Here is a 22,377-nt window from a genome sequence, read left to right as displayed (position 1 = left end):
CCTGGGTTACAGAACACCTCAGGAAGTGGAAGATCTTTTGAAACATTCCGCTTAAAACTTAACTTTTTTGTGTCCAGGATATTGACTCAAATCCAACACGGTTTCTACTTCAAAGATACAATCAGGAACAGGGTAAATAAAAAGATGTCTCAGCATTTTGTAGCATAATTGCACGAGAGGGGTTTGTGATGCATAAGTTAATCATTCTCTTCATGCTCATTTTACTTATTGGCTGTGATAACGAAAACATGCACAAAGAAGAAATGACAGTTGCAGCCGCAGCCGATCTGTATCATGCATTTACAGAAATCGGAGAAGCTTTTACGGAACAGACAGGCATTGACGTCACGTTTACATTTGGTTCAACAGGCAATCTCAGCCAACAAATTTCACAAGGGGCGCCCTTTGATCTGTTTGCTGCTGCTCATGAATCATATGTTGATGATTTAATTGACAAGGTTGTGGTTGCAGCAGATACGAAAGCCTATTATGCACTTGGCCGGATTGGCTTTTTAACACCGAGAGGACAATTTACTCAAATTACATCTGAAACTCTGCTCGACCCAAGTGTCCAAACAATTGCGATTGCCAATCCAGAACATGCCCCTTATGGACAGGCTGCTAAAGAAGCTTTTATGACAATGGGGATTTGGGAAGCGATACAGGAGAAACTGGTTTTTGGAGACAACATTCGACAAACACACCAATTTGTTGAGACAGGCAACGCTGATATAGGCGTTGTGGCACTCGCATTAGTGATAGATTCTCAATTGGATTTTTTTCTGATCGATGATGATCTCCATGAACCAATTCTTCAGGCCTTGGCGATTCCTGTTCATACCAACAAGATGGAACAAGCCCAAAAGTTCTCAGATTTTGTGCTCGGACAAGAAGGCCGGGAGATACTCGTCCAGTATGGTTTTGAACTGCCGGGAGAGTAAAGAATGATGGACATGATTTAGCGACGAAGCTTTTTTTTAGTAGCTCCTGCTGTGCTAGAATGACCATATAGAGAAATTTAATTGGGAGTATGCGGTCATCAGCATGTGAAGGGTTCAGTGGAACCCGCCAGAAATGATGGAAGAAGCCGACGGTCTAGGCGAGGGGTTGCTCTCTGCTTTGGCGGAGTTCTTGAGGCAAGATAGCGGGGATACCAGCCTGGAGACACTGGTTCAGGTTATGCTAGCGGAAAATCCCCACCAACGCATCACTTTGGCCCGGCAAGTCCTGCAACAGAATCCGGACCGCCCCCATGCCTACCTTATCCTGGCCGAAGAAACACCATCTCTGCAAGAGAAATTTGAGCTGTACAGTCAGGCTATTTCAGCATTTGAGAAAGTATTTGCGAGTGCGAAAAATCAGGAAGAACAGAACTTTTTGACCCGCATGTTGCAAGAAAGCTATCTGGAGGCCAAGTGCAACTATGCCCTCTTGGCCCTCGATCTGGATCAAATTGAGACGGCGACGCAAACGGCTTGAGTGAGCGCTTGGACAAGCTGTTCAGCCTGGCCTATCAGGGCAACCGCTTGGTTCCGGACTATCTGCTGGAGCGTAAACGGTTGCCCACCGTTGTACAGCGACCTTCCCTTAGATGAAGAGCAGGCAGCCCTCTATGTTCAGACTCACGGGCACCTGTGGAGAAGCACGAGCCCCTCTTCCGATGGTTAAAACATAAAACTAAGTGGGAACCAACATCATGAACCATAACGATCATACTGGTCAACAGGCATATCCCTGTAGTGTCGAGCTAGATAGATTGGATACATCACAACGACAGAAGGCATATTTGCCCCTGTGGTTTGTCAGGGAGAAAGCTCACCTTCAAGGCAGGCGTCAGTTTTTTTCCTAGCCATGGTCGAATTTGTGATCAGCTGCTGACTACAGCAGATATTGCCTATAATTTGACATCACGTCAAATGGCAGGGATGGCCTGCCGGCCGATCAAGAGCAAGAGGCTGTGGTCAAAGCGATGCTGTCCATGCTCCCGAAGATCACCCTCCCGCAGGATATACAACCTTGGCAGTGCTGTACTATAATTTAAGACAGATTTGCAACAGACAGTGGTTGAACTCAAGGCACACAGAAGGAGGCGCAGCATGAGTAACAATTACAGTTTGTGGCTGGGCGAGGATTATGCCCAGCTTGTTTTTGGCCCGCCAACGCTTAAGCATCAATTTGTCTATGGGGCAATTTGTGGAGGAGCGTTTGTCTGAGCGCTTACAGGCTGCCTCCCGGGCAACAGGTTTTCCCTTGGAACAGCTAACGGTAGAGTTGACTGAATCGATGTTGGGGGATTATGAGCGTGCCGTCGGTCAATTATCTGAATTAACAAAATTAGGTGTGCGGGTGGCGGTGGATGATTTTGGCACCGGTTACTCTTCCCTGAGCCGTCTGATTGCCTTTCCCCTCCATGAGCTGAAAATTGACCGCTCATTTGTGCAGCAAATTGGCTCCGAACGGGGAGAAGCCCTGGTCAGAAGCATTATTAATTTGGCTCGCCTGCTGGAACTGGAAGTGGTGGCAGAAGGGATAGAGCGGGAAGAACAGCTTCGTTTTCTGCGCCGCCATTACTGTCAAGTGGGACAAGGTTTTTTGTTCGCCAAACCCATGGCTGCCCATGAGTTGGCTTTGTTGCTGGAGGAATATGATAGAAACTGATAAATGCGGGAAGGGCTGTGGCTGGCTGTCGCTTTAAATGCTCCACTGGTCTTAGGGGCGGCTTGGCACTTGCTGACAACCAGGCGTTAAATTAAAATGTTTGTTTTTTTGCAAGTGTCCCGACAGTTTGGGCTGCTCCTCCAATATATAGTAGTTCACCAGACACAGTGTTTAGTATAATATTAGGAAAATATAGTAGGGTGGTCACTGATGCAAAAATACCATTCCAGGTTGCGCCAAAGCGTAAAGCATAAATTGCAAACTTGGTTTGACCAACACCAGCCCGTTCCCAAGGATGAAGTGGAACTGTTTCTGCACGCTTTGGCAGCAAAGGCACGTACCGTCAGTTTACACTGTGTGGGGAGTGATGCTGTCCACTGTTTGAAGAAGGTGCAGAATGATACCAAGCAGACGTGGCCCGTTGCTGAATTGAAACAGCTGCTACAGCCCATTATCTCTTTTGCTTTTTCAGAACAGCCGGCACTGGATCAAGGACAGTCTGGACTGGAAGTTGCAGCCAGTCATGATGATCAAGTGGTGCTGATTGCTGATGAGGATACATCCCTGCTCGTTGATCTAAAAGATTATTTGACAGAAAACAAAGGCTACCACGTTTTGGTTGCTTCCTCCGTCAAGAAAGCTTTGGCTACGTTTTACGATTTAAAACCGGATTGTTTGGTCACACAGATTGAGCTAAAGGATGAGTTGGGTCACAATCTCTTAACCCATTTAAAGCCCTATTTAGATAATGCGCTGATCCCCACTGTGGTTATGAGTGAGGATAATAGCAAACAGATGCGTATCAGGGCTTACGAGTTAGGTGCCGATGATTTTCTTCCTAAGCCGGTGGATAGAGAAGAGTTAGCTGTCCGTTTAGAAAGGCACTTAACCAAAAAAAAGCAATTGTCCAGCCTGCTGTTGACGGATGAATTAACAGGTGTTTACAACCGAAGGTTTTTGCAAGAGGCTTTTAGACGGTTGTTGGCAGAGCATAAACGTCAGAAACAGCCACTTTGTATGGTCGTGCTGGATGTGGATCATTTTAAGATGGTGAATGATACTTATGGCCATGTCATGGGAGACAAAGTCCTGCAAGGTTTGGCCCAATACCTTCAGGAAGAAACAAGAGCGTATGATGTTGTGGCCCGCTTAGGGGGTGAGGAATTTGCGCTGTTGCTTCCTCGGACCAAACTGGCTGGGGCCATGTCGTTGATGAACAGGATTTTGCGGGGCTTAAGTCAGAAAAAGTTTGAACATGCTGGACGAAACATCTCCCTTACGTTTTCGGCCGGTGTGGTTGAAGTTGATGTCAATAATGAGTCCCTTGCCTACTGGCTGGAAGTATGTGACCAAGCTTTATATGAAGCCAAACAACAAGGCAGGGCGAGGGTGGTATCCGTACAGAACACCCGGCAAGAAAAAAATAAGCAGATCAAAATAGCAGTGGTCGATGACGATCCGGTGATGCGCACAATTGTCGTTGACTTGCTGAAAAAAATTGAACGACCTAATAATTTTACATTACTGATAGAAGGCTTTGAAGATGGGCTTACTTTTCTTCAATCAGGTTGGGCTGATAAGGGAGATTATCACATTGTTTTTTTGGACGGGATCATGCCCAAAATGGACGGGCTGGAAGTATTGTACCAACTGAAAAAGTCTCAGCCGGGTAAACGTATTATGGTGATCATGTTGACAGGCCGCAAGGGTGCAGCCGATATTCAGCGCGCTTTAGAACTGGGCGCTGACGATTATTTGACTAAACCCTTCAAACCGATTGAGATTCTCTCACGGGCTAAGCAAATTATACAGAGGGTGACAGAATGACACTTTGCTAGTACAATGATATAGATATACTATCACGTATTTTGTCAATGAATAGAAGGAAAGCAGGGGTAACATGGACATACCATTTACCAAAATGCAAGCACTAGGTAATAACTATATTTACCTGGATGACCGCCACATTAAGCTTGACGAGCATCAGCTCTCTCCCTTGGCTCAGGCTGTTTCATCGGTACGCACGGGGATCGGCTCCGACGGATTGATCCTTATCGCCCCTTCTGAGCAAGCTGATGTGAAGATGAGGATCTTTAATGCTGACGGGTCAGAAGCTAAAAATTGCGGCAACGGCTTACGCTGTGTAGCTAAATATGCCTTTGAAAAAAGGTTGGTGCATAACACCCGGTTTAAGATAGAAACGTTAGGGGGTGTGGTAGAAGCCCATGTTCATGTTCAACAGGGGATTGTGACACAGGTGACCATTGACATGGGCAAGCCCCGTTTATCCCCTAAAGAGATTCCACTTGCAGAGGGCGGGGAAGAGACCGCCATTGATTATCCTTTAGAGCTAGACGGCCAGTACATCCGCTTTACGGGTGTCTCCATGGGGAATCCCCATGCTGTCATTTTTGTGGAGGATGTAGAGGTTGCGCCGGTAACGACGTTGGGGCCAAAAATCGAAAAACATCCTTTATTTCCTGAAGGGGTTAATGTGGAGTTTATCCATGTGCGGACCAAGGATGAAATTGATTTTCGAGTCTGGGAAAGGGGCTCTGGGTTGACCTACGCTTGTGGAACAGGTGCCTGTGCTGCGGTGGTGGCCGCTGTACTGAAACAGAAGGTGGCTAAAGGGACCTCAGTGACGGTTCATTTACAAGGGGGAGACCTGGAGGTTGTGTGGTCAGAAGATGATCATGTTTGGATGACCGGTCCGGCGATGTATGTATGCGAAGGAACGTACTTTTGGAGAATGTGACCGGAGAGTGATGGGGTTTCATAGGCCGAGCAATGCAGAAGCCATCTTTCATTTTGGCTTCTGTTTTGGTTTTTTAACAATCAAAACGAAGGACATCCCTTTCTTTTGTTGCCAAACACAAATAAATTTTTCTAAAAATAAAAACTTTTATCTATTCGACATATACCTCTATGAATCGTGTGGATTAGACAAAAATAGAAGTTCTTCGCGTTTGTCATAGAGTAAACAGATAGTGTAGAATAGTCCATGTTGGACTGAGTAAACAGCAACAAATGAGAAGAAATTATGAGGAATAAGTGAGGATAGTACAATGATACATATTGTGGAAAATCGGATTGAACGATTGAGAGAAGAAATGGTGCTTTTGGCAGCCAAAAAAGGATTGACCGATCCTGAAGTGATTGCCATAAGCCAAGAAATTGATGAGTTACATAATATTTGGAACAGTCTGACCAATCAAACTCGCACAAGTGGTCATGCTTATACATCTAGTGATTCCCGCCCAGCCAACAAGCTAATTCGTGACTTTCCTTTCAACCCTTTATATTGGAGAGCAGCTTCTAACCAATAGTAAGGGATAGTATAATAAATGTTCCCCCTCTCCTGGAGGCGGGAACATTTTTTACTATTTGTTAAAGCTCATGTTAGAGCTGTGTCCGGGCTGGACTTTGGCTTGAGGATCAAGATAGGCCTTGGCATTATTAACTGCGGTTGGCGCTTCTCCAAATCCGACGGCAATCAGCTTGATTTTGCCCGGATAAGTGGCAATGTCACCGGCAGCATAAATGCCAGGAATATTGGTTTCCATTTTGCTGTTGACCACAATGGAACCTTTCTCAATGTTGAGTCCCCAGTTTTGAATAGGGCCAAGGGAAGAAATAAAGCCGAAGCTGACAATCACTTCATCGACTTCCAGTTCCTCAACTGTCTCATTGGTTTTGGCATCGGCCAGCACCACTTTTTCAATTTTGTCCCCGCCATGCAGTTCGCTTATTTTGAGTGGTGTTTTAATGTCTACTTTCGAATTCATTAATTGCTCCACACTGTGTTCATGGGCACGGAACTTATCCCTCCGATGGACAAGTGTTACTTTTTCGGCAATAGGCTCCAGCATCAAAGACCAGTCAACAGCCGAATCGCCTCCGCCGCTGATCAGCACCTTTTTCCCTCTAAAAGCATTTTTGTCTTTGACAAAGTAATGCAGGTTGGCATGTTCAAATTTTTCTGCTCCTTCTACATCCAGTTTGCGCGGACTAAAGGCGCCACATCCGGCCGTAATAATGACTGTTTTACTCCGGTGGAGCCCCTTGTTGGTCTTGACTTCAAAAATACCCTCATCATTTTTGCGGACATCTTCCACCGTCTCTTCCAGAGCAACCTGGGTATCAAAAGTAAATGCCTGCTCTTTCAAGTACTCAACCAGTTCCTGGGCAAGCACTTTGGGGAACCCGGCCACGTCATAAATATATTTTTCAGGGTATAATGCCGACAGCTGACCCCCTAATTGTGGCATACTTTCAATAATTTTGCAGCTTGCTTGTCTCATACCGGCGTAAAAAGCAGCAAACAAGCCGGTGGGTCCTCCGCCGATTATTGCGATATCAACGACTTCATTGTTCTGTTGATCTGCCATCTCCACACCTCCACAAACATGATTCCAAACGCATTATGACACCCAAAACTTATTATAAACTTTTTGGAGAGGCTTTAAAAGAGCACATTCGTGAAAAAGTTCATAAATTAATACAGAATACCCCTTGAAAAATCAATGAAGACGTCCTATTATAAAATAAGAATGTGAACATTTTTTAACACTTGTCGACAAGTTGTTTATTTTTTAGTAAAGTTCGTGAAATGATTAACAAACTTATAACACGGTGGCCTTGAGCTACCCTAAGAAAAAATGAAAACGGAAGTGATCAAAATGAGCAAACCAAGCATTGTTATTTTGGGAGCCGGATACGGGGGGATCGTTGCTGCGCTCCGTCTCTCAAAACAGTTACACTATAATGAAGCAGACATTACCCTGGTCAATAAAAATGATTATCACTATATCACTACTGAACTGCACCAACCGGCGGCAGGTACTATGCATCATGATCAAGCCCGCGTTGGTATCCGGGAATTGATTGATGAGAAGAAAATCAATTTTGTCAAAGATACGGTGGTGGCCATTGACCGGGAACAGCAAAAAGTTACTTTGCAAAACGGTGAGCTGAACTATGATTATCTTGTTGTGGGATTGGGCAGTGAACCTGAAACCTTTGGCATTGAAGGCTTGCGGGAAAATGCTTTCAGTATTAACAGTATTAACTCGGTTCGCGTTATCCGCCAGCATATTGAATATCAGTTTGCCAAATTTGCCACTGAGCCGGAGCGTACCGACTATTTGACCATTGTTGTTGGCGGGGCAGGTTTTACAGGCATCGAATTTGTGGGAGAGTTGGCTGACCGTGTGCCGGAACTTTGTGCTGAATATGATGTAGATCCTAACTTGGTGCGCATTATTAATGTGGAAGCTGCACCGACAGCACTGCCAGGGTTTGATCCAGCTTTGGTCAACTATGCAATGGATGTGCTTGAGAAGAAAGGGGTGGAATTTAAGATTGGTACCCCGATCAAACGCTGCACTCCTGAAGGCGTGGTGATTGAAGTGGATGGTGAGGAAGAGGAGATTAAAGCAGCCACTATTGTGTGGACCGGAGGTGTCCGTGGCAACTCCATCTTAGAGGAGTCCGGCTTTGAAACCATGCGCGGAAGGATTAAGGTAGACGAGTATTTACGAGCTCCCGGCCATGAGAACATCTTCATCGTTGGTGATTGCGCCTTAATTATTAATGAAGAGAACAATCGTCCTTATCCCCCTACGGCTCAGATTGCCATTCAACATGGGGAAAATGTGGCTCTTAATCTAGCGGCTTTGATTCGTGGAGGGTCCATGACACCGTTTAAGCCCCATATTCGCGGTACCGTTGCCTCTTTGGGAAGGGATGAAGCCATCGGCATTGTGGGCGGCCGCAAAGTGTATGGGCATGCAGCGTCCTGGTTGAAAAAACTGATTGATATGCGCTATCTGTATATTATTGGGGGGCTGTCCCTAGTCCTGAAAAAGGGACGTTTCTAGGCCGGTTTGTTATCAAGTTATATCATTGTAATCAAAAGCCAAAGAACAAGGCCAGCCAATGAAAAGGCTGCGTTCTTTGGCTTGTTCATTGTTAGAAAAACCCCATAATCAAAAAATTGTATAAGCCGATTCAATCGAGGTTAACTTATATAACCTTATTTTTCCGAGCGCGAGAAAAATCATGAAAAATTAAGAAAAATAAAGAAAAGGGACAGTGTATTCGCTTTCATGTTAGGAAAATAAACAATTTCTGAAAATTTTAAAGGTTTATGCTTGCCTGTGAAACTGGTATGATATGATTTAAAAAATAAACGACGATGTCAGTCAGGAGGGAAGGGAAACCATGAAGTTGAAATTTAGTCAAGCTGGTCTGCCGCAAGCCACTACCCACTGTGAATATTGCCATGGCAGAGGTTATTTTCAGCTGATGCTGGGCGGAAGCGAAACATGCGTTCATTGTGAAGGAAGCGGCCTGGCTCCGGCAGAACGGCTGCAAGCCAAGCCGGAACGGAAGATTGATCAGATTCAGTTACGGTGGATGTCATTTCCGAAGTATGATGGTATATTATAAGTAATCAGTATGCGTGTACCAAGCAACTGACGAGAACAGTCCAGCAGCTTAACTGCCCCCTGGCCAGTATCGGGAGGGAAAACAGGGTAAGCGGCTGGATTTTTTTGTGCCGATACAGTACACTTAGGTTTGAGACAGCAGGAGGTGAGGTCAGTGGATCCGTTGCAATTTATTATCTCGATTTTGCTTTTTTTGATTCTTTTTTTTGGTATTGGCTTTATTTTGAACATGCTCTTAAAAACAACCTGGCTGCCAGGCTTGATTTTATACCCCATTGTCGTGTTGCTCATTGTTTCTGAAGTACCGCTGGGAGCCTACTTCACTGCTCCGGGCCAAAGTCTCGCCCATTTGGGAGAGCAGTTGACCAGCTTACTGATGGTGGATTATGTCATTTTAAGCGCTGGGTTTATCGGTGCTCTTTTGAGCGGGCTTTCCATTCAAATGCTCAGGGCCAGAGGTTACAGGATGTTTTAAGGGATGCATAAATCTTCCTCGAAGTGGACACGATGTCTATGAGAGGAGGGTATATATGCAACCCAATCATGATAAGCTCTGTCAGCGTGATGACAAGCTGAGTCTGTGGATGCTTGCCGTTCTTTGCGTCCTGATGATGGTGCATATAGGATGGGCAAGTTGCATTGACGACGGAGCATGGGGTGGCAGGCTGACCCTAACTCATATTGTCACAGCGGCTGAATCTGCTGCTGCCACGGATTTAGTCCAGGAGCTGAAAGTGATTGAGCAGCAAGTAGATTTCAGTCAATTTCCGAGCAAAAGCGTACTAGCTACAGGGTATACAGCAGGGGTGGAATCAACGGGCAAAACCCCTGACCACCCTTTGTACGGCATCACCTATTCAGGTGTCAAAGTACGCCGTGACTTGTTTTCCACCATTGCTGCCGATCCCGATGTGTTCCCGTTAGGAACCATTTTGTATATTCCCGGTTACGGCTATGGGGTCGTAGCAGATACAGGGAGTGCTATTAAGGGAAACAAAATTGATCTATATTTCGATACAGTTGAAGATGTCTATCGTTTGTGGGGCAAACAACAGGTTGATGTGTATGTGATACAGGAGGGCGAAGGAAAAGTAACAGAAGAGATGCTGGATCTCCTGAACAGGATGGATCACCACCAATTGCAAGCCATTCCGGTCTTCAAGGAGAAGTGACTGTTGCCGTGACAGTCACTTCTTTCGTTTTTTAACCTGTTATCCCTTGGGCAATAAACAGGAGCAAAAAGGCGACCCCAATTCCAAACAAGCCACCTGCCAGTACTTCGATCGGCTGGTGTCCCAGCAATTCTTTCAATTTTTTACGCTTCACCTGTTTCGTTTGCGTATTCCAGTTTTTCATCTCCTCAATCAGCTGGTTGACATCATCTACCAGTCGGTTAAGTACCACCGCTTGTTCTCCAGCATGGCGGCGCACGCCGGCAGCATCAAACATGACGATGATGGCCAACACTGCGGAGATGGCAAACAATGTGGAATCCAAACCATGCTCAATCGCCACAGCCGTTGATAGAGCTGTGACGGCAGCAGAATGGGAACTGGGCATGCCGCCGGTGCTAAAAACGAGCCCCCAATTGAACGTCCGGTTGGGAAGATAATATAGGGGGACCTTAATCAGCTGGGCCAAGGCAATGGCTGTCATGGCCGCCCAAAACGGATAATTTAAAAAAATCTCCATAAGTGCATTCATCCTTTCCCGGTACACATATTATAACTTAAAACTGAACGGTGTAATAAAGGTTTTCCTGCTTTTTTTTTTGGCTAAGGGCAACAAGGTTGATTTATAATAAAGACAGCATCAACAGAAAGAGGGGATGAAGTTGAAGTTCACAGTAGAGCAGAACAAGGGTACAGAGATTGTCACCGATTTGTTTGTGATTGGCCTGTTCAAAGGGGACAGTCAGCCGGGAGGATGCTTTGCTGACATGGATCAAGCCTTGGATGGTGTCCTGTCCCGGTTCTTAGAAGAGGAGTGGACTCAGGGCAGCAAGAAAGCGGAAGTGATTTACACGTTGGGCCAACTTCCAGCCAAGCGGGTGATGGTTGTCAATGGGGGTGAAAAAGATGAATTTGACCTGTCCAAAGCACGAGAGTTGTTTGGCTACGTCACAAAAGAGGCTTTAAAGCTGAAGGTGAAGAAAGTCACTTACTGCCTGAGCAGTTTTGCAAGTCATGACGATGAAGAACAAGCGTCTTTGGCCCATGCGCTGGCTGAAGCATCTGTGTTGGCTTCATATCGGTTTGATACATACAAGACCAGAGAAGAGGATGCCCAGCCCAGTGTGGAACATGTCTCCGTCTGTGTGCTTGAAGGGAGAGAAGAAGTTGAGCAAGGCTTGAAGACAGGGCAGATTTATGCCGAGGGGACCTGTATGGCTCGGGATCTGGTCAACACGCCTGGGAATTATTTAACCCCCAGTAAACTGGCCGAAAAAGCGGTAGAAATTGCTTCCAAGCACGGCTTTGAATACGATATTCTGGACCGTGACCAAATGGAAGAACTTGGCATGGGAGCTTTATTGGCGGTCGCACAGGGCAGTGACCAGCCACCTAAAATGATTGTCATCAAATACCAAGGCAAAGAGAAGTGGGAAGATGTTCTGGCTTTTGTGGGCAAAGGACTGACGTTTGATACCGGAGGGATCTCCTTAAAACCGTCCAAGGATATGCACGAGATGAAGATGGATATGGGGGGAGCTGCTGCGGTATTAGGCGCCATGGAGGTGATTGGCCGCTTAAAACCGAAATGCAATGTGCTGGCTGTCATTCCATCCACAGAAAATATGCCGAGCGGCCGTGCGTTGAAGCCGGGTGACGTCATCACTTCTTATGATGGCAAAACCATTGAGGTGCGCAACACGGATGCGGAAGGACGCCTGATCTTGGCTGACGGTATTGCTTATGCCAAAACACTGGGCGCTGATTATATTGTGGACTTGGCCACTTTGACCGGTGCTATCCTCATTGCGCTTGGGGATTGTACAACCGGAGCAGTGAGTAACGATGAAGAATTGATGATCGACGTCCTGGAAGCAGCCACTGAAGCTGGGGAACTGGTATGGCGTCTGCCCAGTTATGAACCATACAAAAAAATGGTTCGCTCCAGCGATGTGGCTGATTTAAACAATGCACCCGGACGTTTGGCCGGAAGTATTACAGCCGGATTGTTCTTAGGGGAATTTGCCGGAGATACCCCCTGGGTGCACTTGGATATTGCTGGAACAGCCTGGTCCAGCCGTGAAGACGAACTGACCAGAAAAGGCGGAACAGGTGTCATGGTCCGCACACTGGCCACTCTGGCAGAACGGTTTGCAGAGTAATAGCAGTGGCTATTGATTTATCCTGTCTAAACTGGGATAATGCATACAAAAAGGAGTCAGGCTGATCGAGATGACAGCCGATTGCAAGACGAAGGAGGAGAACGATGTCTGTCAAAAGCATTGAACAATTAGCCATCAACACCATTCGTACTTTATCTATTGATGCCATTGAAAAAGCAAATTCCGGGCATCCGGGCATGCCTATGGGTGCAGCGCCAATGGCTTATGCGCTGTGGAGCCGGTTTCTGAAGCACAATCCCGCTAATCCCCAGTGGTTTAACCGGGATCGTTTTGTCTTATCTGCCGGGCACGGCTCCATGTTACTATATAGTTTGCTGCATCTCTTTGGGTATGATTTATCCATGGAGGAAATAAAAAATTTCCGGCAGTGGGGCAGCAAAACGCCTGGGCATCCTGAATATGGCCACACACCGGGGGTAGAGGCCACAACAGGTCCTCTCGGACAAGGGATTGGCATGGCCGTCGGCATGGCCATGGCTGAACGGCACCTGGCTGCTGTCTACAACCGGGACCAGTTTAACATTGTGGATCATTTTACATATGTGATTTGCGGTGATGGAGACCTGATGGAAGGTGTTGCTTATGAAGCGGCATCCCTTGCCGGACAGCTGAAACTGGGCCGGCTGATTGTGCTGTATGACTCTAATGATATTTCCCTGGATGGGGAGTTGCATCTTTCTTTCCGGGAAGATGTACGCAGGCGCTTTGAGTCCGCAGGCTGGCAATATTTGCGAGTAGAAGACGGCAATGATGTGGAAGCAATTGCCCGGGCAATTGAAGAAGCAAGAGCAGATGAAGAGCATCCTACGTTGATTGAAGTACGCACCGTGATTGGCTATGGCAGTCCCAACAAGGCGGGAACAAATGCAGTTCACGGGGCGCCGCTGGGTGAAGAAGAAGCCAAACAGGCTAAACAGCACTATGACTGGCCCCATGATCCCTTCCATGTGCCAGAGGAAGTCAGGGAGCATTTTAACGAATTAAAAGAAAAGGGAGCACAGCAAGAAGCAGAATGGCAGGCGTTGTTCACGGAGTACGAACAAACCTATCCAGAACTGGCCAAGCAGTTGAAGCAAGCGGTGGAAGGGCGCTTTAGTGTAGAGGGTATAGAGCGGCCTGCCTTTGAGACAGGCTCCAAAGTGGCGACCCGTGCTGCTTCCGGCACCATGATTAACCACCTGGCGCAGCACATCCCCGGGCTGTGGGGAGGATCGGCTGACCTGGCCTCTTCCACCAAGACCTTAATTAAGGATGAAGCCCACTTTAGTGCGGAAGACTACAGTGGACGGAACATTTGGTTCGGGGTGCGGGAACATGCCATGGGCGCAGCCTTAAATGGTATTGCCCTGCATGGGGGCACCAAACCGTACGGTGGCACCTTCTTTGTCTTCTCTGACTATTTGCGTCCTGCTATCCGTTTGGCCGCTTTGCAAAAGCTACCAGTGGTCTATGTCTTCACCCATGACAGCATTGCCGTGGGCGAAGATGGCCCCACCCACGAGCCTATTGAACAGTTGCCCTCCTTGCGGGCTGTTCCCGGCTTGACTGTTCTCCGTCCCGCCGATGCCCATGAAACAGCCGCAGCCTGGACCTATGCTGTTCAGCAGACAGAGGGTCCTGTTGCCTTGGTGTTAACCAGACAGGGTCTTCCTGTACTGGCAGAAACGAGGAGGAGCGAGACAGATTTGGCCAAAGGGGCTTACATCCTGGCCGAGACAGAAGGCAAGGACCCCCAGCTGATCCTGTTGGCCAGCGGCTCGGAAGTGAGTTTGGTGATGGAAGCCAAGCAGCAACTGGAACAGGAAGGTATCGCTGTGCGCGTGGTCAGCATGCCCAGCTGGGAACTGTTTGAGCAGCAAAGCGACAGCTACAAGGCACAGGTGCTCCCCCCTGAGTTGAAGAAGCGCCTGGCTGTGGAAATGGCCTATCCCCTGGGCTGGGAACGGTATGTAGGAGATGAAGGTGATGTGCTGGGTATCACCACTTTTGGGGCCAGCGCACCAGGCAGTAAGGTGATGGAAGAGTACGGATTTACTGTGTCCAATGTGGTACAGAGAGCAAAGGCTCTGTTAAACAAATAAAGCAGCTCTGAATGAGAGCAACAGCGACAGTGCTGGCGGACTTCTCTTGCTGTGTACGAGTGACCTTGCACATAGAAAGGGCCGTGACAGGTAACAGTATAAATAGAGATCATAAGGAGGAGTTCGCCATGTACGCTTATGAAGGATCCATACTGGAAAATAAAGCGGCCCAGTATGAGGAAGTACAAGAGTTCCTGGAACAATTTGGTTTTGTAGTGGGTGGCGGATGGGAAGTGGATCATGGTTACTTTGACAAAAAGCTGGATGCGGAGCCTGGTTATCTCTACCTGCGCATTCCTGCTTTTGTTGAACGGGGAAGCTTCGGAGATCCCAACGCGATTCTGCGGCTGGGCAGGCCATTTTTGCTGCGGCATAAATATCAACTGGCCAATGATGACCGTGTTGATGTTTCTGTCGTTAATGCCAGCATTAATCAGTTTGCTGAGCCCCAAGATCCTGATGCCTCCCTCAGAGCTGATGAGATTGAAGCAGGGCGTACGATTTTAGCTCGTGTGGAGGAGGCTTACCGCCACCAATTTGGAGATTAGCCATGTTGCCCTGTTCACCTACCTGTCTGTTTATTTTTGCATTGCTGAGATGACCTTAAGATCTGCCGTCTTAAGGTCTTTCTTTATGTTGATATGCTATAATGGGGGCATGATAGGAGGATGCGTTGTGCAGGAACGAACCTTACAAATATTGGAATTTGATAAAATCAAAAAGGAATTAGCCCAGCATACGGCCTCTTCTCTCGGAAAGCAAAAAGTGGCAGATCTGGTGCCTTGTTTTGATTTGGCCGCAGTTCAGAAAAACCAGCAAGCCACTTATGAAGCAGCCACTGTATTACGGCTAAAGGGGCAGGTGCCGTTGGGCGGCATCCGGGATATCCGCCCTGCGCTGAGAAGGGCGGTAATCGGCAGCCGTCTCGATGTGGCAGAACTACTGGATATTGCTCAAACCATTGCCGGGGGGCGGAAGCTGAAGAATTTCCTGGAAAAGGTGTGTGCAGAACAAGAGGCATTGCCCCATCTGGAAGGTTTAGAGCAACAGGTTACCCCGTTGAGAGAGGTGGAGCAGGCGATTAGGTCATGTATCGATGATCATGGGGATGTGCTGGATTCGGCCAGTCCGGTGTTAAAACAGATCAGGAGCCGGATTCGTCAGGCTGAACAGCGGGTAAAGCGTCAACTGGAACAGATTATCAAATCACCGGCTCATCAAAAAATGCTGCAAGATCCCATTGTGACCATTCGTCAAGACCGGTATTGTATCCCGGTCAAGGCAGAATACCGCCATCATTTTGGCGGTATGGTTCATGATCAATCGGCCTCCGGTGCCACCTTGTTTGTGGAGCCGGAAGCGGTGGTTTCCATTAACAATGAGCTGAGAGAAGCTAAACTACAGGAAGAACGAGAGATCGATCGCATCCTCACCGCTTTGACCCGCCAGGTGGGGGAAGTGCAGGAGGCATTGGCCCAAAATATACAAGCCCTGGCTGAGCTTGATTTTCTTTTCGCCAAGGCTTACTATGCCAAGAGCATCCGTGCCGTTCAGCCCAAGCTCAATGACCAGGGTTACTTTAAACTGGTTCAGGCCAGACATCCCTTAATTCCTGCCCAAGACGTGGTGCCGACCACTTTTGAATTGGGTGGCGGGTACACCTGCATGGTGATTACGGGTCCCAATACGGGGGGAAAAACAGTCACACTAAAAACATTGGGATTACTCACCCTTATGGCTTGTGCTGGATTGTTTATTCCAGCTGAAGAAGGGTCCCATGTGGCTGTTGTTTCCTCAGTCTTTGCCGATATTGGGGACGAGCAGAGTATTGAGCAAAGCTTAAGCACCTTCTCCTCCCACATGACCAACATTGTTAACATTTTGGAGCAGATGGATGAAAACAGTTTGCTCTTGTTTGATGAACTGGGAGCGGGCACAGACCCCACTGAGGGGGCCGTGTTGGCCATGGCCATTCTGGATCATGTCCATAGCCGGGGGGCACGTGTTGTGGCCACTACCCACTACAGTGAACTGAAAGCATATGCCTACTCCAGACCGGGGGTCATTAATGCCAGTGTGGAATTTGATGTGGAGAGTTTACAGCCAACTTACCGCCTACTGGTGGGGGTTCCTGGGCGGAGCAATGCCTTCCATATTGCCCGGAGGCTCGGTTTGCGAGAGGAGATTATTGAAACGGCCACAAGCCAGATCAGTAGCGATGACCGCCGCATTGATCATATGCTGGCTGAATTGGAAGCCAGCCGCAAACGGGCTGAACAGGACCGGCGGGAAGCTGAACGTTTGAAACAAGAAGTCGAGAGGCTCAGGCAGTCCCTGGCCAAGAAAGAAGCCCAGCTGGAAAAGGAGAAAGAACGGCTGGTGGCCGAAGCTAAACAACAAGCCGGGGAAAAAATGGCCCGCATGCTGAAAGAAGCGGAGCACATTATGGACCAGCTCCGCCAGTGGCAGCACCAGCACCAGGTGGTGAAAGAACACCAGCTGATTGAAGCCAAAAAAGGTTTGGAACAGATCAAGGAAGCAACGGAGAGCAGGAAGGTAGGCATTACTAGGTCCGTTGTTGCGCAGAAAAGATCTCAAACCTTTAAAGCAGGTGACGATGTATATGTGCACACCTTTGGCCAAAAGGGGCAAGTTCTGGAAAAACTGTCCGACCAAGAGTATTATGTTCAGCTGGGGATCATCAAAATGAAAGTCAAAGCTGGCGATATGAAGAAGATCAAGTCCAAGCAGTCTGAACAGGCTGCGTTAACCCGTGTACAGACAAAAAGGGAAACAGTCAGTCTGGAGCTGGATATTCGTGGCCAGACAACAGATGAGGCCATTGCTGCCGTAGACAAATATCTGGATGACGCGCTCCTGGCCGGCTACCAGCAGGTGTCCATTATTCACGGGAAAGGGACGGGACAGCTGCGTAAAGGCATTCAAGATTTTCTGCGACAGCACAAACGGGTAAAGCAATTCCGTTTGGGTGGAGCAGGGGAAGGCGGCAGCGGTGTCACCGTGGTCACACTGAAATAGAAGAGTCACCCACAGGATTCCTACAGCGTACCAAGTTCGTTAAGCGGGAGGAATATGCAGATTATGGTGTTTAAAATATTATCTCGCATCTTGCTGGCCGTTAGCCTTATTTTTGTTTTGTCAGGATTAATCTACTTGCTTTTTTTTGCGCCTTGAAGATGGAGATATAAGTGACAAAAAAATATCATTCAGGGAGGTCACCCTCAACTAAGGGTGTCCTCTGTTTTGTTCAGAAAAAAATTTTATTTCAAAAATGTGACCGCTTACATTATAATTGGGAATAAGAGATGAGGATGTGCATAAAGTTAACAAAGGGAGGATTAGCACTGAGAAAGGGAGGGGAAGTGATGAGTGACATGCAAAAGCCCTGGTTGAAGCATTATCCGCCGGAAATTCCGGCCACACTGGAGTATCCAGATCGTATTGTGCCTGATTTATTAAAGGAAGCTTATGAGAACAAGCCCAATCATATCGCCATTCGGTTCATGGGCAAGCAGCTGACCTATGCCGAACTCTATCAAGCTGCTGTAGATTGTGCCCGCGCCCTTGTTAAACTGGGAGTAAAACCTGGTGACCGCGTCTCGATTATGCTGCCCAACTGTCCCCAATATGTGATTAGTTATTACGGCATTTTAATGGCTGGAGCCGTTGTGGTGCAGACCAATCCCTTGTATGTGGAGAGAGAATTGGAATATCAGTTGAATGATGCCGGTGCCCAAACCATTATTGCCTTGGATCTGGTGTTTCCCAAGATAGCCAAAGTACAAGCCAGGACACCACTGAAAAATGTGATTATTACCAGCATTAAAGATTATCTTCCGTTTCCCAAAAATGTGCTCTACCCCTTGGTCGTGAAAAAGAAACAAGGCATCCAGGTCAATGTGGAGTACGGCAATACCGTGCACAATTTTAAGAAATGGCTGAAAACAGGCGAGGGCGTGTCACTCAATATTTCCCAATCGCCTGACGATGTGGCGTTGTTGCAATATACAGGGGGGACCACCGGAACCCCCAAGGGTGTCATGCTCACTCACCGCAATCTGGTGGTCAACACCTACCAGTGCAAAGCTTGGATGTATAAAGCGGAGTATGGACAGGAGAGATCTCTGGGCATTGTTCCCCTTTTCCATGTATATGGCATGACTGTGGTGATGAACATCAGCATCGCTATGGCCTCAACCATGATTCTTGTTCCCAAGTTTGAGGTGGACGACGCCTTAAAAACGATCGACAAAGAGCGTCCCACCCTTTTTCCCGGTGCACCGACCATGTATATTGCTTTGATCAACCATCCGGATGTTGGCAAATATGATTTGTCTTCCATCAAAGCCTGTCTCAGCGGCTCCGCACCCTTGCCAGTCGAGGTGAAAAACAAATTTGAAGCACTGACCAATGGGAAATTGGTTGAAGGTTACGGTTTGTCAGAAACTTCACCTGTTACCCACGCCAACCTGATTTGGGGTAAAAATGTGGTGGGAAGCATCGGCATCCCTTGGCCTGATACCGATGTCACTGTTATTTCACCTGAAACGGGTGAACCTGCCGCTACTGGCGAAATCGGTGAAATTGCCATCAAAGGCCCGCAAGTGATGAAAGGATACTGGAACCGGCCAGAAGAGACGGAAAAGGTGTTCAAGGACGGTTGGTTCTTGACAGGTGACATGGGTTACATGGATGAAGAAGGTTACTTTTACATTGTGGACCGGAAGAAAGATATGATCATTGCTGGCGGCTTTAACATATACCCCCGGGAAGTGGAAGAGGTGCTGTATGAACATCCGGCAGTACAAGAATGTGCTGTCATAGGTGTTCCTGATGAGTACCGAGGTGAAACCGTTAAAGCCTTTATTGTCCGAAAGGAAGGCAAACAAGTAACTGAGGAAGAACTGGAACAGTATTGCCGGAGCAAACTAGCCGCTTATAAGGTTCCAAGAATATATGAATTTCGGGATGAACTGCCCAAGTCCATGGTGGGCAAAGTATTACGCCGCGTCTTAGTTGATGAAGAACGGAAAAAGGCTGAGCAAGAAAGGGACCAGAATGTAGGATCTTAAAGTTATAAGAGCTGAACAATGAGCGGAACCCCGGCATCATGTACGATAAGCGTCCTACACAACCTTGACTTATTAGGTGAAATGTCATCTGTGGCCAAATGTTGCAGCAGGGATGTTCTGCTCAGCTCATCTTCTGTTTTTGCGTACATGCTCAAGATGATTGACAACTAAAAGGGGATACGTTAAACTTGGAGTGAATGAGTAATCATTCATAATCTATATAGACGAGGCGAGTATCATGGCAAAGAAAACAGGCGAAAAATACGATGCGATTATCAATGCAGCAGTCAAAGTTATAGCGCGGCATGGCTATCATCAGGCGCAAGTCTCCAAAATCGCCCGAGAGGCAAATGTGGCTGACGGGACAATCTATTTATATTTTGAGAACAAAGAAGACATCCTCATCTCTTTATTTGCAGAAAAAATGGGACAATTTGTTACTGTGGCTGAACAAACAATTAACGAGCAAACCACTGTTGAAGAGAAGTTGCGTACTTTGATTTATATGCATTTTTATCAACTGGCCAAGGATCCGGATTTGGCTGTGGTCACCCAACTTGAACTGCGCCAATCGGATCCGGCCTTGCGCCAAAAAATAAATGAAATCTTAAAACACTATTTGCAATTGATTGACAAGCTCATCCAACTGGGAGTTAAAGAGGGAGCCTTTTCCCCTGATATTGATCCGTTGCTGGCCAGGTATATGATTTTTGGCACCTTGGATGAGAGTGTCACCAACTGGCTGCTTAAGGAACGCAAATACGACTTGCTATCAAATGTAGAACCTATTTTACGCCTCTTGCTGCACGGGCTGAAATCAGCCTGACAAACTTTGTTAAACTTTATGCACATGAAAGAACTTCTAATCTCCTCTGATTTTTCGTTATAATAGAAATGGACAGAAGATTATTTCGGCCCATAATTTATAAGATGGGAGGGATTTGATGGTCTATCAGCATCTTGCTTTGTCACGGCAAGACCGGATAGCTGTAATTACCCTTAATCGGCCGCCGGCCAATGCCCTGAGTCCAGATCTTCTCGAAGAATTGGACAATGTCTTGACAGATATTGAGCAAGATCCGGCATTGAAAGTCGTGATCTTGCACGGTGAAGGCAGGTTCTTTGCTGCAGGAGCAGACATCAAAGGTTTTACCACCATACAAAATGCAGAAGAGGCAGAAGAATTAGCCAAAAAAGGGCAACAGCTTTTCAACAGAATGGAAGCGTTCCCAAAACCGATCATTGCCGCTATTCATGGGGCAGCATTGGGCGGGGGATTGGAACTGGCACTGGCTTGCCATCTCCGCTTAGCCACACCTGATGCCAAACTTGGCTTGCCTGAACTGAACTTAGGCATCATTCCCGGATTTGCCGGCACTCAGCGCCTGCCACGTGTTGTCGGCAAGGCCAAAGCGCTGGAGATCATTTTAACCAGCCAGCCTGTTAACGGGGAGGAAGCCGAGACCTTGGGCTTGGTGAATAAATGTGTCAGCCAGGATAACCTGCTCAATGAAGCGCTGGCCATTGCTAAACATATGGCTGATAAAAGCGCTGTTTCCATCGCTTTCAGCATCGAAGCAGTAAACTACGGTGAACAACACGGCTTGACCGAGGGCCAGCAGAAAGAAGCCGAGCTGTTTGGCCGGTTGTTCTCCACAGAGGATGCCAAAGAAGGCGTACAAGCTTTCCTTGAAAAACGAAAACCGGTCTTTAAGGATCGTTAAGCCCCTTTAAAGACCGTTAAACTGAGCAAGCGCTCGTTAGAAACCCAGTGAGGAGGGAACAAGATGAACATTTTAGTGCTGATGAAACGCACCTTTGATACCGAAGAAAAAGTGCAAATTGAGAACAACGCCATCGTCGATGACGGCGTGGAGTTCGTCATCAACCCCTATGATGAATATGCCGTCGAAGAAGCGATCAAATTGCGGGATGAACATGGCGGGGAAGTGACCGTGCTCACCGTCGGTCCGGCTGAGGCCGAAAAAGAGATCCGCACCGCTCTGGCCATGGGTGCTGACAAAGCCATCCTGGTGGAAGATGAGGACTTAAACGGGGATGAGCACACCATCGCCCACGTCCTGGCTGCCATCATCAAAGACCGTGAATTTGACATTATTTTGGGCGGGAACGTCTCCGTGGACAACGGTGCCGGCCAAGTGGCTGTGCGCGTCGCTGAACTGTTAGACATTCCCCAGGTGACCACCATTACCAAACTGGACATTAACGGTCATACAGCTGTTGCTGAGCGGGATGTGGAAGGAGATGTGGAAATTGTCGAGGTGAGCCTGCCGGCGCTGTTCACAGCGCAACAAGGATTAAACGAGCCCCGCTACCCGTCCCTGCCCGGCATTATGAAAGCCAAAAAGAAACCGCTGGAGCGCTTAACCGTGGAGGACCTCAATTTGAACCTAGACGAGATCGGGGCCAAAACGGAAGTTTTGGAGTATTTCCTGCCGCCTGAAAAGCAAGCGGGACGCATTTTGGAAGGGGAACTGACAGATCAGGTCCAAGAATTGGTACAACTCTTGCGCGATGAGGCAAAAGTGGTTTAAAGGAGGCAGCTAACATGGGTAAACATATCTTAGTTCTAGCAGAAACCAAAGGTGGCGCATTGCGTAACGTCAGCTTGGAAGCGATCGCAGCCGCCAGACAGATAAGCGGTGATGGACAGGTGACCGCCGCCGTCTTCGGACCGGACAGCGAGCAATATACCGAAGAACTGATTCAACATGGGG

General features: G+C 47.6%; 21 protein-coding genes and 1 pseudogene. 19 read left to right on the top strand and 3 right to left on the bottom strand.

Annotation, left to right across the window (positions count from 1 at the left end; translation table 11 throughout):
* The first annotated feature begins 188 nt into the window (after positions 1-188).
* Both modA and J2S00_RS18690 read left to right on the top strand, forming a co-directional pair.
* On the top strand, positions 189-941 hold the full coding sequence (gene modA, locus J2S00_RS18695) for a molybdate ABC transporter substrate-binding protein (protein WP_307343521.1): 753 nt from the start codon (positions 189-191) through the stop codon (positions 939-941).
* A 136-nt stretch (positions 942-1,077) separates the two neighbouring features.
* The gene (locus J2S00_RS18690) at positions 1,078-1,479 is read left to right on the top strand and encodes a hypothetical protein (RefSeq protein WP_307343518.1); all 402 of its coding nucleotides are present in this window, start codon (positions 1,078-1,080) and stop codon (positions 1,477-1,479) included.
* 433 nt (positions 1,480-1,912) lie between these two features.
* Here J2S00_RS18690 and J2S00_RS18685 read toward each other — a convergent pair whose 3' ends face one another.
* Complete coding sequence (locus tag J2S00_RS18685) at positions 1,913-2,074, bottom strand: hypothetical protein (RefSeq protein WP_307343514.1); 162 nt, start codon at positions 2,072-2,074, stop codon at positions 1,913-1,915.
* 131 nt (positions 2,075-2,205) lie between these two features.
* Between J2S00_RS18685 and J2S00_RS18680 the strand changes: the two genes are divergently transcribed.
* The 4 genes from J2S00_RS18680 to J2S00_RS18665 all read left to right on the top strand — a co-directional run bounded on the left by J2S00_RS18680 (position 2,206) and on the right by J2S00_RS18665 (position 5,987).
* Positions 2,206-2,658, top strand: a complete 453-nt coding sequence (locus J2S00_RS18680) for an EAL domain-containing protein (protein ID WP_307343512.1) — start codon at positions 2,206-2,208, stop codon at positions 2,656-2,658.
* Positions 2,659-2,868: 210 nt separating this feature from the next.
* Positions 2,869-4,485, top strand: a complete 1,617-nt coding sequence (locus tag J2S00_RS18675; RefSeq protein ID WP_307343509.1) for a GGDEF domain-containing response regulator — start codon at positions 2,869-2,871, stop codon at positions 4,483-4,485.
* Between the two features lie 73 nt (positions 4,486-4,558).
* Positions 4,559-5,416, top strand: a complete 858-nt coding sequence (gene dapF / locus J2S00_RS18670; RefSeq protein WP_307343506.1) for a diaminopimelate epimerase — start codon at positions 4,559-4,561, stop codon at positions 5,414-5,416.
* 310 nt (positions 5,417-5,726) lie between these two features.
* Positions 5,727-5,987 (top strand): aspartyl-phosphate phosphatase Spo0E family protein, encoded by a 261-nt coding sequence (locus tag J2S00_RS18665; protein ID WP_307343503.1) that lies wholly within the window; start codon positions 5,727-5,729, stop codon positions 5,985-5,987.
* Between the two features lie 54 nt (positions 5,988-6,041).
* Here J2S00_RS18665 and J2S00_RS18660 read toward each other — a convergent pair whose 3' ends face one another.
* A complete protein-coding gene (locus tag J2S00_RS18660) occupies positions 6,042-7,049 on the bottom strand; it encodes an NAD(P)/FAD-dependent oxidoreductase (protein ID WP_307343501.1) in 1,008 nt (335 codons plus the stop codon).
* A gap of 291 nt (positions 7,050-7,340) precedes the next feature.
* On the opposite strand from J2S00_RS18660, the gene J2S00_RS18655 reads away from it, so the two are divergent.
* The 4 genes from J2S00_RS18655 to J2S00_RS18640 all read left to right on the top strand — a co-directional run bounded on the left by J2S00_RS18655 (position 7,341) and on the right by J2S00_RS18640 (position 10,282).
* The gene (locus tag J2S00_RS18655; protein ID WP_307343499.1) at positions 7,341-8,540 is read left to right on the top strand and encodes an NAD(P)/FAD-dependent oxidoreductase; all 1,200 of its coding nucleotides are present in this window, start codon (positions 7,341-7,343) and stop codon (positions 8,538-8,540) included.
* Between the two features lie 343 nt (positions 8,541-8,883).
* A complete protein-coding gene (locus J2S00_RS19960; RefSeq protein ID WP_370875900.1) occupies positions 8,884-9,111 on the top strand; it encodes a YuiA family protein in 228 nt (75 codons plus the stop codon).
* Between the two features lie 153 nt (positions 9,112-9,264).
* Complete coding sequence (locus J2S00_RS18645; protein WP_307343495.1) at positions 9,265-9,585, top strand: YuiB family protein; 321 nt, start codon at positions 9,265-9,267, stop codon at positions 9,583-9,585.
* A 55-nt stretch (positions 9,586-9,640) separates the two neighbouring features.
* Positions 9,641-10,282 carry a 3D domain-containing protein gene (locus J2S00_RS18640; RefSeq protein ID WP_307343492.1) on the top strand — a complete coding sequence of 214 codons (642 nt, stop codon included), beginning with the start codon at positions 9,641-9,643 and terminating at the stop codon, positions 10,280-10,282.
* Positions 10,283-10,313: 31 nt separating this feature from the next.
* Here the strand turns inward: J2S00_RS18640 and J2S00_RS18635 are convergent, their stop codons facing one another.
* Positions 10,314-10,802 carry a divergent PAP2 family protein gene (locus tag J2S00_RS18635; RefSeq protein ID WP_307343489.1) on the bottom strand — a complete coding sequence of 163 codons (489 nt, stop codon included), beginning with the start codon at positions 10,800-10,802 and terminating at the stop codon, positions 10,314-10,316.
* A gap of 136 nt (positions 10,803-10,938) precedes the next feature.
* Here J2S00_RS18635 and J2S00_RS18630 point away from each other — a divergent pair, with 136 nt between their 5' ends.
* The 9 genes and pseudogenes from J2S00_RS18630 to J2S00_RS18590 all read left to right on the top strand — a co-directional run.
* On the top strand, positions 10,939-12,444 hold the full coding sequence (locus tag J2S00_RS18630; RefSeq protein ID WP_307343487.1) for a leucyl aminopeptidase: 1,506 nt from the start codon (positions 10,939-10,941) through the stop codon (positions 12,442-12,444).
* A 104-nt stretch (positions 12,445-12,548) separates the two neighbouring features.
* Positions 12,549-14,546, top strand: coding sequence for a transketolase (gene tkt, locus J2S00_RS18625; RefSeq protein WP_307343483.1), 1,998 nt, complete (start codon positions 12,549-12,551; stop codon positions 14,544-14,546).
* A 128-nt stretch (positions 14,547-14,674) separates the two neighbouring features.
* Positions 14,675-15,094 carry a YugN family protein gene (locus tag J2S00_RS18620; protein ID WP_307343479.1) on the top strand — a complete coding sequence of 140 codons (420 nt, stop codon included), beginning with the start codon at positions 14,675-14,677 and terminating at the stop codon, positions 15,092-15,094.
* A gap of 127 nt (positions 15,095-15,221) precedes the next feature.
* On the top strand, positions 15,222-17,585 hold the full coding sequence (locus J2S00_RS18615; protein ID WP_307343476.1) for an endonuclease MutS2: 2,364 nt from the start codon (positions 15,222-15,224) through the stop codon (positions 17,583-17,585).
* 356 nt (positions 17,586-17,941) lie between these two features.
* Positions 17,942-19,639, top strand: a complete 1,698-nt coding sequence (locus J2S00_RS18610) for a long-chain-fatty-acid--CoA ligase (protein WP_370875901.1) — start codon at positions 17,942-17,944, stop codon at positions 19,637-19,639.
* Between the two features lie 238 nt (positions 19,640-19,877).
* Positions 19,878-20,465 (top strand): fatty acid metabolism transcriptional regulator FadR, encoded by a 588-nt coding sequence (fadR, locus tag J2S00_RS18605; RefSeq protein ID WP_307343470.1) that lies wholly within the window; start codon positions 19,878-19,880, stop codon positions 20,463-20,465.
* A gap of 118 nt (positions 20,466-20,583) precedes the next feature.
* Entirely contained in the window at positions 20,584-21,363 is a 780-nt protein-coding gene (locus J2S00_RS18600) for an enoyl-CoA hydratase (protein ID WP_307343467.1), read from the top strand.
* A 63-nt stretch (positions 21,364-21,426) separates the two neighbouring features.
* On the top strand, positions 21,427-22,194 hold the full coding sequence (locus J2S00_RS18595) for an electron transfer flavoprotein subunit beta/FixA family protein (protein ID WP_307343464.1): 768 nt from the start codon (positions 21,427-21,429) through the stop codon (positions 22,192-22,194).
* A gap of 14 nt (positions 22,195-22,208) precedes the next feature.
* Positions 22,209-22,377 (top strand): annotated as a pseudogene (locus J2S00_RS18590) (electron transfer flavoprotein subunit alpha/FixB family protein); the annotation flags it as partial.

Source organism: Caldalkalibacillus uzonensis, assembly GCF_030814135.1.
In the GTDB taxonomy this organism is placed as follows: domain Bacteria; phylum Bacillota; class Bacilli; order Caldalkalibacillales; family Caldalkalibacillaceae; genus Caldalkalibacillus; species Caldalkalibacillus uzonensis.
The sequence above is the reverse complement of the archived record's forward strand: the minus strand, read 5'-3'. Positions and strand labels throughout refer to the sequence as shown.